This window comes from Pectobacterium cacticida (assembly GCF_036885195.1).
GTDB classification, from domain to species: Bacteria; Pseudomonadota; Gammaproteobacteria; order Enterobacterales; family Enterobacteriaceae; genus Pectobacterium; species Pectobacterium cacticida.
In genome coordinates this window covers 217,056-230,051 of the sequence record NZ_CP133656.1, presented here as the reverse complement: position 1 = coordinate 230,051, position 12,996 = coordinate 217,056, and the positions used below count along the sequence as shown (strand labels likewise).

Below are 12,996 nucleotides of genomic sequence, written 5' to 3'. Positions count from 1 at the left end.
TAAACAGTAATTCACCATTTGGATCATCCACCCCACTCAATGTGCTGTTTCCTTGAGGTTCTCACACCAGAAAGAACATCAATATGTCGAGCAGAGAGGCGCCGTCAGCGGGCACAGCATGGTGATCTGTTTAAGCCGAAGATACAGCGCGTGTGCGATGAAAACCACTGCGTGTACGGATTAACATAAGGCCTGGCGTCAGTTGCTGCGGGAAGGCATCAGCATGGCCAGATACACGGTGGCGCATCTGATGGCAGTCATGGGACTTGCCGGTGTGCCGGGGCAAGAAGTTCTGGGCCATCACCAGCCGGAAAGACACTGCCGTCCGTAGGCGACCATGCTTGCGGCAGAACGACTTGATTAGCTGTGGATAGCAGGGCTTCGCGTATGTGGCGACACATTCTCGATGTGTTTGCCAGTCGTATCGTGGACTAGCGGGACTCATCGTCGATGGAAACGACGTTCGTGCCGGAGTTAGCATTGTGGACCCAAAGGAGATGCCAACATTGAGATACTGAACGCGCTTAGGGTGGTAAAGACGAGAAATATTGCGTTCGCGGCCGACAGTCACTAATAAAATAAAACCCCATGCAAAAACATGGGGTTTTCAAAGACTTAATCCTTCACAATAATGCTAAGGATTCTATCTGGCAGGGGCGGAGAGACTCGAACTCGCGACACCCGGTTTTGGAGACCGGTGCTCTACCAACTGAGCTACGCCCCTAAATGCTTACTATTATGCCTGCTAATTCGCAGGCATAATTTTAATAAGTGGCGGAACGGACGGGGCTCGAACCCGCGACCCCCTGCGTGACAGGCAGGTATTCTAACCAACTGAACTACCGCTCCACCGAATTTCTCTACAATCACCAGATTGCTCCGGCTCACTGCTTAATTTGAAGCCTGGCAGTTCCCTACTCTCACATGGGGAGACCCCACACTACCATCGGCGCTACGGCGTTTCACTTCTGAGTTCGGCATGGGGTCAGGTGGGACCACCGCGCTATCGCCGCCAGGCAAATTTCTCGTCTCTTCCTGAGACTCGCCCTTCGGGTCGTCGCTCTGCAACGTACAAAATCGTTCCCGACGATTTTGTCTCCTCCCTTCTCAGGCCAGCGCTCCGCGCTGTTTTATGTCCACGCCATCGCGTAAACATTTAATCTTCAATCTTCGAACAAGCTGAATATCATTCTCTATGCGTCTTTCATCTCTCAAAACACCTTCGGTGTTGTAAGGTTAAGCCTCTCGGGTCATTAGTACTGGTCAGCTCAACGTATCGCTACGCTTACACACCCAGCCTATCTACGTCGTCGTCTTCAACGGCCCTTCAGGGGCATCTTGTGCCCAGGGAAGACTCATCTCGAGGCAAGTTTCCCGCTTAGATGCTTTCAGCGGTTATCTCTTCCGCACGTAGCTACCGGGCAATGCAATTGGCATCACAACCCGTACACCAGCGGTGCGTTCACTCCGGTCCTCTCGTACTAGGAGCAACCCCTCTCAATCTTCCTACGCCCACGGCAGATAGGGACCGAACTGTCTCACGACGTTCTAAACCCAGCTCGCGTACCACTTTAAATGGCGAACAGCCATACCCTTGGGACCTACTTCAGCCCCAGGATGTGATGAGCCGACATCGAGGTGCCAAACACCGCCGTCGATATGAACTCTTGGGCGGTATCAGCCTGTTATCCCCGGAGTACCTTTTATCCGTTGAGCGATGGCCCTTCCATTCAGAACCACCGGATCACTAAGACCTGCTTTCGCACCTGCTCGAGCTGTCACTCTCGCAGTCAAGCTAGCTTATGCCTTTGCACTAACCTCCTGATGTCCGACCAGGATTAGCTAACCTTCGTGCTCCTCCGTTACGCTTTGGGAGGAGACCGCCCCAGTCAAACTACCCACCAGACACTGTCCGCAACCCCGCTCAGGGGCCCACGTTAGAACATCAAACATTAAAGGGTGGTATTTCAAGGTTGGCTCCACGCAGACTGGCGTCCACGCTTCAAAGCCTCCCACCTATCCTACACATCAAGGCTCAAGGTTCAGTGTCAAGCTATAGTAAAGGTTCACGGGGTCTTTCCGTCTTGCCGCGGGTACACTGCATCTTCACAGCGAGTTCAATTTCACTGAGTCTCGGGTGGAGACAGCCTGGCCATCATTACGCCATTCGTGCAGGTCGGAACTTACCCGACAAGGAATTTCGCTACCTTAGGACCGTTATAGTTACGGCCGCCGTTTACCGGGGCTTCGATCAAGAGCTTCGCCTTGCGGCTTACCCCATCAATTAACCTTCCGGCACCGGGCAGGCGTCACACCGTATACGTCCACTTTCGTGTTTGCACAGTGCTGTGTTTTTAATAAACAGTTGCAGCCAGCTGGTATCTTCGACTGGTCTTAGCTCCATCCGCCAGGGACTTCACCAACTCCAGCGTGCCTTCTCCCGAAGTTACGGCACCATTTTGCCTAGTTCCTTCACCCGAGTTCTCTCAAGCGCCTGAGTATTCTCTACCTGACCACCTGTGTCGGTTTGGGGTACGATTCGATGTGACCTGGTGCTTAGAGGCTTTTCCTGGAAGCGTAGCATCGGTTACTTCATCACCGTAGTGACTCGTCATCACGCCTCAGTGTTAACAATGACCCGGATTTTCCTAAGTCATCCACCTTCACGCTTAAACCGGGACAACCGTCGCCCGGATAACCTAGCTTTCTCCGTCCCCCCTTCGCAGTCACACCCAGTACAGGAATATTAACCTGTTTCCCATCGACTACGCCTTTCGGCCTCGCCTTAGGGGTCGACTCACCCTGCCCCGATTAACGTTGGACAGGAACCCTTGGTCTTCCGGCGTGCGGGTTTTTCACCCGCATTATCGTTACTTATGTCAGCATTCGCACTTCTGATACCTCCAGCAGCCCTCACAGGCCACCTTCGCAGGCTTACAGAACGCTCCCCTACCCAACAACACCTTAGTGTCGCTGCCGCAGCTTCGGTGCATGGTTTAGCCCCGTTACATCTTCCGCGCAGGCCGACTCGACCAGTGAGCTATTACGCTTTCTTTAAATGATGGCTGCTTCTAAGCCAACATCCTGGCTGTCTAGGCCTTCCCACATCGTTTCCCACTTAACCATGACTTTGGGACCTTAGCTGGCGGTCTGGGTTGTTTCCCTCTTCACGACGAACGTTAGCACCCGCCGTGTGTCTCCCGTGATAACATTCTTCGGTATTCGTAGTTTGCATCGGGTTGGTAAGTCGGGATGACCCCCTAGCCGAAACAGTGCTCTACCCCCCAAGATGAATTCACGAGGCGCTACCTAAATAGCTTTCGGGGAGAACCAGCTATCTCCCGGTTTGATTGGCCTTTCACCCCCAGCCACAAGTCATCCGCTAATTTTTCAACATTAGTCGGTTCGGTCCTCCAGTTAGTGTTACCCAACCTTCAACCTGCCCATGGCTAGATCACCGGGTTTCGGGTCTATACCCTGCAACTTAACGCCCAGTTAAGACTCGGTTTCCCTCCGGCTCCCCTATTCGGTTAACCTTGCTACAGAATATAAGTCGCTGACCCATTATACAAAAGGTACGCAGTCACCCAACTAGTGGGCTTCCACTGCTTGTACGTACACGGTTTCAGGTTCTATTTCACTCCCCTCGCCGGGGTTCTTTTCGCCTTTCCCTCACGGTACTGGTTCACTATCGGTCAGTCAGGAGTATTTAGCCTTGGAGGATGGTCCCCCCATCTTCAGACAGGATATCACGTGTCCCGCCCTACTCATCGAACTCACAGCCTGTGCATTTTTGTGTACGGGACTATCACCCTTTACTGTGCGACTTTCCAGACGCTTCCACTAATACACACACTGATTCAGGTTCTGGGCTCTTCCCCGTTCGCTCGCCGCTACTGGGGGAATCTCGGTTGATTTCTTTTCCTCGGGGTACTGAGATGTTTCAGTTCCCCCGGTTCGCCTCATGACACTATGGATTCATGTCATGATAGTGTGTCTAAACACACTGGGTTTCCCCATTCGGGTATCGTCGGGTATAACGCTTCATATCAGCTTACCGACGCTTTTCGCAGATTAGCACGCCCTTCATCGCCTCTGACTGCCTAGGCATCCACCGTGTACGCTTAGTCGCTTAACCTCACAACCCGAAGGTGTCTTTGATAAACCAAAGTCATCATCGCGCTGTGATTATTTGAGAGACTCATTGACAGACAAATTCACCGTGTTTACCCATAAATAGCCAAGGTATTCACGATTATTCCGCTGTCATGTTTCAATTTTCAGCTTGTTCCAGATTGTTAAAGAGCAAAATACTTCGCAGCATACTGTTTCCAATACACTCTGAAGTCTTTTTAATGGTGGAGCTATGCGGGATCGAACCGCAGACCTCCTGCGTGCAAAGCAGGCGCTCTCCCAGCTGAGCTATAGCCCCATCGCTACTCGCAGTCACCCTAATTACCACTCATGGAAGAGTTGGTAGGCCTGAGTGGACTTGAACCACCGACCTCACCCTTATCAGGGGTGCGCTCTAACCACCTGAGCTACAAGCCTATTAAGGTATTCTGCTCGCTATCTTCATCAGACAATCTGTGTGAGCACTTCACTCAATCCATATCTTCTTGCTAAGGAGGTGATCCAACCGCAGGTTCCCCTACGGTTACCTTGTTACGACTTCACCCCAGTCATGAATCACAAAGTGGTAAGCGCCCCCCCGAAGGTTAAGCTACCTACTTCTTTTGCAACCCACTCCCATGGTGTGACGGGCGGTGTGTACAAGGCCCGGGAACGTATTCACCGTAGCATTCTGATCTACGATTACTAGCGATTCCGACTTCATGGAGTCGAGTTGCAGACTCCAATCCGGACTACGACGTACTTTATGAGGTCCGCTCACCCTCGCAGGCTCGCTTCTCTTTGTATACGCCATTGTAGCACGTGTGTAGCCCTACTCGTAAGGGCCATGATGACTTGACGTCATCCCCACCTTCCTCCGGTTTATCACCGGCAGTCTCCTTTGAGTTCCCGACCTAATCGCTGGCAACAAAGGATAAGGGTTGCGCTCGTTGCGGGACTTAACCCAACATTTCACAACACGAGCTGACGACAGCCATGCAGCACCTGTCTCACAGTTCCCGAAGGCACTAAGGTATCTCTACCAAATTCTGTGGATGTCAAGAGTAGGTAAGGTTCTTCGCGTTGCATCGAATTAAACCACATGCTCCACCGCTTGTGCGGGCCCCCGTCAATTCATTTGAGTTTTAACCTTGCGGCCGTACTCCCCAGGCGGTCGACTTAACGCGTTAGCTCCGGAAGCCACGCCTCTAGGGCACAACCTCCAAGTCGACATCGTTTACAGCGTGGACTACCAGGGTATCTAATCCTGTTTGCTCCCCACGCTTTCGCACCTGAGCGTCAGTCTTTGTCCAGGGGGCCGCCTTCGCCACCGGTATTCCTCCAGATCTCTACGCATTTCACCGCTACACCTGGAATTCTACCCCCCTCTACAAGACTCTAGCCTGTCAGTTTTGAATGCAGTTCCCAGGTTAAGCCCGGGGATTTCACATCCAACTTAACAAACCGCCTGCGTGCGCTTTACGCCCAGTCATTCCGATTAACGCTTGCACCCTCCGTATTACCGCGGCTGCTGGCACGGAGTTAGCCGGTGCTTCTTCTGCGGGTAACGTCAATCATGAAAGGTATTCGCTCTCACGCCTTCCTCCCCGCTGAAAGTGCTTTACAACCCGAAGGCCTTCTTCACACACGCGGCATGGCTGCATCAGGCTTGCGCCCATTGTGCAATATTCCCCACTGCTGCCTCCCGTAGGAGTCTGGACCGTGTCTCAGTTCCAGTGTGGCTGGTCATCCTCTCAGACCAGCTAGGGATCGTCGCCTAGGTGAGCCTTTACCTCACCTACTAGCTAATCCCATCTGGGCACATCCGATGGCAAGAGGCCCTAAGGTCCCCCTCTTTGGTCTTGCGACATTATGCGGTATTAGCTACCGTTTCCAGTAGTTATCCCCCTCCATCAGGCAGTTTCCCAGACATTACTCACCCGTCCGCCGCTCGTCACCCGAGAGCAAGCTCTCTGTGTTACCGCTCGACTTGCATGTGTTAGGCCTGCCGCCAGCGTTCAATCTGAGCCATGATCAAACTCTTCAATTTAAGATTTGTTTGATTTGCTGAACTCGTCAGCCATGCTCAAAGAATTAAAACTGTTTATTCGTAATGAATTTACTGTTGTTCACTCTTCAAGACTTTTTATATCGTTAAGATACGGTCTTGTGAGTGCCCACACAGATTGTCTGATTGAATTGTTAAAGAGCAGTGCCGCAGCGTACTGCGGCGCGGGCGCATATGTTATGCGTTTCCGCTGTGAAGTCAAGTCATTACTGACTGCCTTCGTTGAATCTTTTTCCTTTCCACCACAACCGCGTGTCGCTGTTGCCGTGTCAGTGGTGGCGCATTATAGGGACTTCTCGCCGCCTGACAAGCGCTAAATGCAGAATAATTTCCAATCGTTCAAAAACAAGCCAAAAGATCGTTTTTTGTACATTTAATACACACTCTAAATGGGGGTTGGTATTTGAAGTATAAAAAAGGGGGAAATCCGTTAGCGACTCCCCCCCATTAATTACATACCGTTTCATATTACTCTTGGCGTGCGACTATCCGCTCCCCTTCCAGATCCAATGTAATAGGTTTGCCGGGTATCAATTTCCCGCCTAGTATCTGCTGAGCAATCGGATTCTCTATTAACTGCTGTATCGCTCTTTTAAGCGGTCGCGCACCATAGACAGGATCAAACCCGACTTCCCCAAGTCTATTTAAGGCCGCATCCGTAATCGTGACACTATATCCGCGCTCTTCAAGGCGCTTATAAAGTCTCTGAAGCTGAATTTGCGCAATCGACGTAATATGTGCCCTCCCCAAGGGATGGAATACGACAACTTCATCAATTCTATTAAGAAATTCAGGGCGGAAGCTGTGGCTAACCACTTCAAGTACCATGTCTTTCATTTCGGCATAGCTGCGCTCACCAAAGCGCTCCTGAATAAGGTCAGACCCCAAGTTTGACGTCATAATGACGACTGTATTACGAAAATCAACCGTCCGGCCCTGACCGTCAGTAAGACGCCCATCATCCAATACCTGTAGCAGGATGTTGAAGACATCAGGGTGCGCTTTTTCTATCTCATCCAATAGAATGACGGAATAAGGACGGCGACGTACGGCTTCCGTCAGATATCCCCCTTCCTCATAACCGACATAGCCAGGAGGAGCCCCGACTAAACGCGATACGGAATGTTTCTCCATAAACTCAGACATATCAATACGAACCATCGCGTTATCACTGTCGAAGAGGAAGGTCGCCAGCGTTTTACAGAGTTCTGTTTTACCAACGCCGGTAGGGCCAAGAAACAGAAAAGACCCAATCGGACGGTTAGGATCGGACAACCCTGCCCGGCTGCGGCGAATAGAGTTTGCTACCGCTTCTACGGCTTCATTCTGCCCAATTACGCGTTGATGCAGCTCGTCTTCCATCCGCAATAATTTCTCTTTTTCGCTTTCTAACATGCGAGAAACAGGAATACCGGTCCAACGCGCCAACACATCAGCAATCTCAACATCCGTCACTCGATTACGCAACAAATGCATCGTTTTCCCTTCCTGCTGAGTCGCCGCTGCCAGTTGCTTTTCAAGTTCAGGAATTCTACCGTATTGCAGCTCAGACATTCTCGCCAGATCGCCCTGTCGACGAGCCTGCTCCAGTGCTATTTTCGCCTGCTCAAGGGACGCTTTAATATTCTGTGTTCCGGTGAGTGACGCTTTCTCCGCTTTCCATTCTTCCTCTTGTTGGGAATACTCGCGCTCTTTTTGCTCAAGCTCAGCACTCAGCAATTCAAGCCGCTTCAGGCTAGCTTCATCAGATTCTTTCTTTAATGCCTGCTGTTCTAGCTTAAGCTGGATAATACGACGCTCCAACCGATCAAGAGGCTCTGGTTTCGAATCAATCTGAATACGGATGCTGGAAGCTGCTTCATCAATCAGGTCGATCGCCTTATCGGGCAACTGGCGATCGGCAATATAACGATGCGATAGCATGGCTGCTGCGACAATCGCCGGGTCAGTGATTTGAACATGATGATGCAATTCATAGCGCTCTTTCAGCCCACGCAGAATTGCGATCGTATCCTCAACAGTCGGCTCCGCCACAAATACCTTCTGGAAACGACGTTCCAACGCGGCATCTTTTTCAAGATACTGGCGATACTCATCCAGTGTTGTCGCCCCCACGCAATGTAACTCACCACGAGCCAGAGCCGGTTTCAGCATATTCCCGGCATCCATCGCGCCATCGGCTTTACCTGCACCCACCATGGTATGGAGCTCATCGATAAACAGGATGACGTTTCCTTCCTGCTTAGACAAATCGTTAAGCACGCCTTTTAAGCGCTCTTCAAACTCGCCACGATATTTCGCCCCGGCGACCAACGCCCCCATGTCGAGTGAAAGCACGCGCTTGTTTTTCAAGCCTTCGGGCACTTCACCATTAACGATACGCTGCGCCAACCCCTCGACAATCGCAGTTTTACCGACACCGGGTTCACCAATTAATACCGGATTATTCTTAGTCCGACGCTGTAGGACCTGAATCGTACGACGAATCTCTTCATCCCGTCCAATCACGGGATCGAGTTTGCCTTGCTCCGCGCGTTCCGTGAGGTCGATGGTGAATTTCTTCAGCGCCTGACGCTGGTCTTCGGCCCCTTGATCGTTCACTTGATCCCCACCTCTGACTTGATCGATGGCTTTTGTTACGCTTTCCTGCGTAACCCCCGCCTTTTTCAATATATCGCCTAACGTTCCACGAGACTCTAGGGCGGCGAGCACAAAAAGTTCCGAAGAGATAAAAGTATCGCCACGTTTCTGTGCCAGCTTGTCGCACATATTTAATACACGCACAAGTTCACTTGACGGTTGGACATCGCCATCAGTGCCCTCAACCTGTGGCAAACGAGTGAGCGCTTGATCTATTTCAGTTTTAAGATGATTAAGGTTGGCGCCGGCAACGGTCAAAAGCGGGCCGACTGTCCCGCCATCTTGATGCAATAAAGCACTCATCAAGTGAAGGGGTTCAATAAACTGGTGGTCGCGTCCGAGGGCAAGAGACTGAGCATCAGCTAAAGCAAGTTGGAATTTGTTGGTAAGACGATCCAGACGCATAACTCCTCCCATACACTGGTCAAAATTGCTACTGGAGATTAAGTGAGGTCATCCCTCAAAAATTTCAAGGTTATTTTGCCAATTATGACGGGATTTCAATGTTACTTGCTCTGGATCGCCTTAATTCAATAGGTTATATCAGCCAGATTAAACTTGCCATACGGCCAGTGATGCTATCACGACGATAAGAGAAAAATTTGTGAGACTCGCTTACTGTGCAAGCGCCTCCACCAAAAATTTTTGTTACTCCTGCAGCCCGTAAACGCAAGCTTGCCAGTTGGTAGATATCAGCAAAAAATTTATTTCCTGCAGGACGAAATGCAGAAGCTGCGGCCAAATCATGTTGGATGAATGCCTCCCTCACATCAGTGCCAACCTCAAAGGCATCGGGCCCGATAGCGGGCCCCAGCCATGCCATTATCTGAGCAGGTTGGGCACGGAAACAGGCTAGCGTTTCCTCCAGCACGCCGGCATGCAACCCTCGCCAACCAGCATGCGCAGCAGCAACTTCGCAACCGTTAAGGGCACAAAAGAGCACGGGCAAACAGTCTGCCGTCATTACGGCACACACTTGCCCTTTAATATCTGTATAAACCGCATCGCCTCGCACGGATGCGGGTGGCTCATCCCCAAGACGAATCACATCGGTGCCGTGCACCTGTTCCAACCAATGCGGCATGGCTGGGAGGCCAGCCATCTCAATCAGAGCTTGCCGATTTGCAGTAACACGCGCGGGCTCATCGCCCACATGGTTCCCTAAATTCAATGAATCATAAGGTTCCATGCTATGCCCGCCGCGACGCGTTGTACTGCAAGATTTTACTCGATCGGGTAAAGGCCAATCGGGATAGATCAACATGGTCAAGCACCTCTTTAAATCAACACTCGTCGTATTAGAAGATCACCCGTCGCGTTAATCCTGAAACGCTTCTGTATCCGCTTTCAGCGCGTCAACCAGATCGACCATATCTTGCGGCAATTCCGCATGCCATTCCATGTGAATGCCAGTAATAGGATGGTATAGACGTAACATAGTTGCGTGCAGAGCCTGGCGATCGAACCCTCGCAGCATGGTAATAAGTTCCTCAGAGGCTCCTTTAGGCGGGCGAGGACGTCCACCGTACAGGGGATCGCCAACAAGAGGATGGTTAATGTGCGCCATATGCACGCGAATCTGATGGGTGCGCCCCGTTTCCAGCCGCAACCGTAACCGCGTATGCGCACGAAAATGCTCCATGATGCGATAATGTGTTACCGCGGGCTTACCCATCGGATGTACCGCCATATGAGTACGTTTAGTCGCATGGCGCGCGATAGGCTGATCGACCATGCCACCGGCTGTCATAGAACCAATCGCGACAGCTTCATACTCCCGGGTAATTTCGCGCGCTTGTAACGTCTCCACTAAACGCGTCTGGGCGGGGACGGTTTTAGCGACGACCATAAGGCCGGTGGTATCTTTATCAAGTCGATGCACAATCCCGGCACGCGGCACATCAGCGATAGCAGGATAATAATGTAACAAGGCATTTAATATCGTGCCATCCGGGTTACCCGCGCCAGGATGAACCACCAGATTCCTAGGTTTATTGATAACCAGAATATCTTGATCTTCATACACAATATCTAACTTGATATCCTGGGCTTCCCAACGAACCTCTTCTTCAATCAACGCATCAATTGCTACGAATTCACCACCAAGTACTTTCTCTTTTGGCATATTGGTGACATTGCCGTTAATCTGTACTCGGTTCTCAAGAATCCACTCTTTTATGCGAGATCGTGAATAATCAGGGAACAATTCGGCCAAAGCCTGATCTAAACGTTGTCCGAGTTGAGATTCGGTCACCGTTGCGGTGAGTTGTACTTGTTGTGCCATGTTATGCAGCTTCTTCGTTAACGTTGGGTTTTGACGGCGACGCCGTTTAAAATAATGTACTATTGTAGCTGGTCTACATCGGGAGCTTAACGGACAGTCTCCCGGAATAACATTCTGAGGATAATCAAAACGTCATGACGCGTATGAAATATCTGGCGGCGGCCGCCACGTTGAGCCTGGCGCTTGCAGGTTGCTCCAGCAATTCCAAAGATGCGGTTCCTGATAGTCCGCCATCTGAAATCTATGCTAATGCTCAGCAAAAACTGCAGGATGGCAACTTTAGCGCTGCTATCACACAGTTGGAAGCACTGGATAACCGATATCCGTTTGGCCCCTATTCGCAGCAAGTCCAGCTGGATTTGATCTATGCCTATTACAAATCCGCAGAACTGCCATTAGCTCAAGCGTCGATCGACCGTTTTCTACGGCTTAACCCAACGCATCCGAACGTGGATTATGTCCTATACATGCGTGGCCTTACCGACATGGCGCTGGACGATAGCGCATTGCAGGGCTTTTTCGGTGTCGATCGTTCCGATCGCGACCCGCAATATGCGCGCACCGCGTTTCGGGATTTCAGCAGACTCATTCAAGGGTATCCGAACAGTCAATACGCTGCTGACGCAAACAAACGTTTAGTCTATCTTAAAGAGCGCTTGGCTAAATATGAACTCTCTGTCGCGCAATACTACACGAAACGCGGCGCTTATGTGGCAGTAGTTAATCGTGTCGAGCAAATGCTGCGTGACTACCCCGACACTCAGGCAACAAAAAATGCTTTGCCGTTGATGGAAAATGCTTACCGTGAGTTACAGTTAGCCGCGCAAGCAGACAAAGTGGCCAAAATCATCGCTGCCAATCCGGCGTAAAGAATCAATTAGTGATATCTGGAAATAAGACGGCGATTTCAGTTGCCGTCTTTTATAGATCGGTAGATTGATCGATTCATTGTGCGCCAATGGGCGAAATCATGCCTGGCGGGAATCGGCAGCGCAGTAACGCCAATACATCTTTTCGATAATGACACAGGCCGAAGGCTTGCTCAAGCCGTTCTCCCCTATTCCCGATGCGCCTCACAATTCGTACTTTCTTGACAAAAAGTGACTAAAAAAAATGATCAACATCACACTTTTTGTCATAACTCACTGTATGCTAAATTTATCCAAGACGGAAATAGGCAGAGAGGTAGGTTTATATGACTATGAATATTACCAGTAAACAAATGGACATCACCCCCGCAATTCGTCAACATGTCGAAGACCGTCTTTCTAAGTTGGATAAGTGGCAAACCCAACTGATCAATCCACATATTATTTTGTCAAAAGAACCTCAGGGTTTTGTCGCGGATGCCACAATCGGTACGCCGAATGGGCCGTTGGTTGCTAGCGCTAAACATGACGATATGTACGCCGCTATCAACGAATTAATTACGAAGCTCGAACGCCAGTTAGATAAACTCCAACATAAAGGTGAAGCCAGACGAGCGGCCGTTAGCGTCAAAGAAGTTAATCTTCAGCCAACCCAAGAGGAATAACTCTGTTCCCCTTTAATCTCAATATAACGCGCCTTCGGGCGCGTTATATTTATTAATAACAGGACATACACGGCCAACGACAATGAACTGATAAAGTGTCACGGGTGCCGTTAGTGTCTTAAGATAATCAGCGACTGTGGAGAAAATTACCCGTCAGTTTTGTCAGCCCACATTAGCATCATTGATGACCTCCCCCCTTTAGTCTCTCGCTCTATCTCGACACATCATAACCGTTGTACTTACCCGCATAACTCCCACTTTAACCAGATAAGTGACATTTTCCGGCTAGCACGACCTTGTGACGATATGTTCGCGATAAGTAAACTGGACGCGCCATCCATATAGCGCGATTATATG

Annotated in this window: 5 protein-coding genes, 4 tRNA genes, 3 rRNA genes and 1 pseudogene; 3 read left to right on the top strand and 10 right to left on the bottom strand. The window is 50.5% G+C overall.

What is annotated here, in order from left to right; all coding sequences use genetic code 11:
* Window positions 1–93 precede the first annotated feature (93 nt).
* Window positions 94–294, top strand: a pseudogene (locus tag RFN81_RS00985) (IS3 family transposase); the annotation flags it as partial.
* A 354-nt stretch (window positions 295–648) separates the two neighbouring features.
* Here RFN81_RS00985 and RFN81_RS00980 read toward each other — a convergent pair.
* The 10 genes from RFN81_RS00980 to rluD form a co-directional block, all read right to left on the bottom strand.
* Window positions 649–724: transfer RNA gene (locus RFN81_RS00980), tRNA-Trp, on the bottom strand.
* Between the two features lie 48 nt (window positions 725–772).
* Window positions 773–849 (bottom strand) — tRNA-Asp (locus RFN81_RS00975).
* A gap of 52 nt (window positions 850–901) precedes the next feature.
* A 5S ribosomal RNA gene (gene rrf, locus RFN81_RS00970) occupies window positions 902–1,017 on the bottom strand.
* Between the two features lie 215 nt (window positions 1,018–1,232).
* Window positions 1,233–4,138: ribosomal RNA gene (locus RFN81_RS00965) — 23S ribosomal RNA — on the bottom strand.
* Between the two features lie 218 nt (window positions 4,139–4,356).
* A tRNA-Ala gene (locus tag RFN81_RS00960) sits at window positions 4,357–4,432 on the bottom strand.
* A gap of 42 nt (window positions 4,433–4,474) precedes the next feature.
* Window positions 4,475–4,551, bottom strand: a tRNA-Ile gene (locus RFN81_RS00955).
* 72 nt (window positions 4,552–4,623) lie between these two features.
* Window positions 4,624–6,163 (bottom strand): 16S ribosomal RNA (locus tag RFN81_RS00950).
* Together the 16S, 23S and 5S rRNA genes with 4 tRNA genes alongside form the textbook arrangement of a ribosomal RNA operon.
* A 486-nt stretch (window positions 6,164–6,649) precedes the next feature.
* Window positions 6,650–9,226: an ATP-dependent chaperone ClpB gene (gene clpB / locus RFN81_RS00945; protein ID WP_264497395.1), complete on the bottom strand. Its 2,577-nt coding sequence runs from the start codon at window positions 9,224–9,226 to the stop codon at window positions 6,650–6,652.
* A gap of 133 nt (window positions 9,227–9,359) precedes the next feature.
* Window positions 9,360–10,085: a purine nucleoside phosphorylase YfiH gene (yfiH, locus tag RFN81_RS00940; RefSeq protein WP_264497394.1), complete on the bottom strand. Its 726-nt coding sequence runs from the start codon at window positions 10,083–10,085 to the stop codon at window positions 9,360–9,362.
* Between the two features lie 54 nt (window positions 10,086–10,139).
* A complete protein-coding gene (rluD, locus tag RFN81_RS00935; RefSeq protein WP_264497393.1) occupies window positions 10,140–11,105 on the bottom strand; it encodes a 23S rRNA pseudouridine(1911/1915/1917) synthase RluD in 966 nt (321 codons plus the stop codon).
* 134 nt (window positions 11,106–11,239) lie between these two features.
* Between rluD and bamD the strand changes: the two genes are divergently transcribed.
* Both bamD and raiA read left to right on the top strand, forming a co-directional pair.
* Window positions 11,240–11,974 carry an outer membrane protein assembly factor BamD gene (bamD, locus tag RFN81_RS00930; RefSeq protein ID WP_264497392.1) on the top strand — a complete coding sequence of 245 codons (735 nt, stop codon included), beginning with the start codon at window positions 11,240–11,242 and terminating at the stop codon, window positions 11,972–11,974.
* Window positions 11,975–12,300: 326 nt separating this feature from the next.
* On the top strand, window positions 12,301–12,639 hold the full coding sequence (raiA, locus tag RFN81_RS00925) for a ribosome-associated translation inhibitor RaiA (RefSeq protein ID WP_264497391.1): 339 nt from the start codon (window positions 12,301–12,303) through the stop codon (window positions 12,637–12,639).
* The last annotated feature ends 357 nt before the right edge of the window (window positions 12,640–12,996 follow it).

Coding starts and splice junctions, on each gene's coding strand:
- clpB (WP_264497395.1), bottom strand. CDS start 9,226: ATGCGTCTGGATCGTCTTACCAACAAATTCCAACTTGCTTTAGCTGAT.
- rluD (WP_264497393.1), bottom strand. CDS start 11,105: ATGGCACAACAAGTACAACTCACCGCAACGGTGACCGAATCTCAACTC.
- yfiH (WP_264497394.1), bottom strand. CDS start 10,085: ATGTTGATCTATCCCGATTGGCCTTTACCCGATCGAGTAAAATCTTGC.
- bamD (WP_264497392.1), top strand. CDS start 11,240: ATGACGCGTATGAAATATCTGGCGGCGGCCGCCACGTTGAGCCTGGCG.
- raiA (WP_264497391.1), top strand. CDS start 12,301: ATGACTATGAATATTACCAGTAAACAAATGGACATCACCCCCGCAATT.